This is a genomic window from Paenibacillus cremeus (assembly GCF_007786445.1).
In the GTDB taxonomy this organism is placed as follows: domain Bacteria; phylum Bacillota; class Bacilli; order Paenibacillales; family NBRC-103111; genus Paenibacillus_G; species Paenibacillus_G cremeus.
In genome coordinates this window covers 1-1,211 of sequence record NZ_VNJI01000139.1, presented here as the reverse complement: position 1 = coordinate 1,211, position 1,211 = coordinate 1, and the positions used below count along the sequence as shown (strand labels likewise).

Annotated in this window: 1 protein-coding gene; it reads left to right on the top strand. The window is 47.4% G+C overall.

Translation table 11 applies throughout. The features are described 5' to 3' along the window. Positions 1 to 174 precede the first annotated feature (174 nt). A partial coding sequence (locus tag FPZ49_RS35210) for an ISNCY family transposase (RefSeq protein ID WP_144855398.1) occupies positions 175 to 1,211 on the top strand: 1,037 nt, incomplete at its 3' end.

Below are 1,211 nucleotides of genomic sequence, written 5' to 3'. Positions count from 1 at the left end.
TTAGTTACCCCTGAAAAAATCGGGGGATTTTATAGGAAATAAAAAAGGAATTCGCAACCTCCAGATGGAAGTTGTTGTTGTCGAGGCAACAAAAACCATCAAAACGAGGGGCGGAATTCCTATGCTCATGAATTCGACGGGGCCCCTCATAATCCTTTTTTGAGGTGAGCTTTTATGTTGAAACTACGTGAAGAACAACTGACCGTTTGGGATTCGATCATCCCGGAATTCGTTTGGACGTTACCCGAAGAGTTGGCTAAAGTCGATGCTCTCTTGGATGACGAGCGTTTCATGCAGCCATTTCTGGAAAAACATCTAACTCGAAGAGGCCGCCCAACGAAGGCGATTGAAACATTCCTGCGATTGATGTATCTCAAACGTCGCTATCATTTGGGCTATGAAACGCTTGTGCAAGAAGTTGGCGACAGCCTTACGTGGCGACGGTTTTGTCGTATCTCCATTGACGAACGTATGCCTGACTCTACGACGCTGATCAAAGCTCGTCAGCGCTATGGAGAAGAATGGGTCGAGCAATTAAACGAACTGTTACTTCAGAAATTGGATGAAGACAAGGTTCTCACACGACGCAAATTTCGTACGGACACCACTGTTGTGGAATCCGACGTCCATCATCCAACCGATGCGACCTTATTGCAAGATGGCATCAAGGTCATTACCAGGTGGGTCGGGAAAATCCGTAAAGTCGCATCCCATGCAACCAGACAGTTTGAGGACAAAACCAAAGAAGTGAAGGATCACGTCCTCTCCATTGCCAAACTGCTCCGCCGTCGTACGCAAGAATCTTGGGATGAGCTCAATGCGATCACAGAACAAGTCGCTGTTCTTGCCGAAGACGTATGCGAGAAGGCTTCTATGGTCATGAACGAAGCAAAAGATAAAGGTAAAGCGTCCATCAAAGCCACGAAAGAAAAACTCGGAGATGCTATTACGTTAACGAGAAAGCTGATTGAACAAGCCAAGCAAGTCGTCTCTGGCAACCGAATCATTCCGGACCGGATTGTGAGCTTCTTTGATCCTGAAGCCCGGCCGATCAAGAAGGGAAAGCTCTCCAAGACCGCAGAGTTTGGCTATAAAGCTCGAATCGACGAAACGGAAAGTGGTTTCGTTACCGGCTACGAGCTTTATAAAGGCAATCCGGCGGACGATGAATTACTTGTGACCGCAGTAGAGCAGCATAAAGAGCGGTTCGG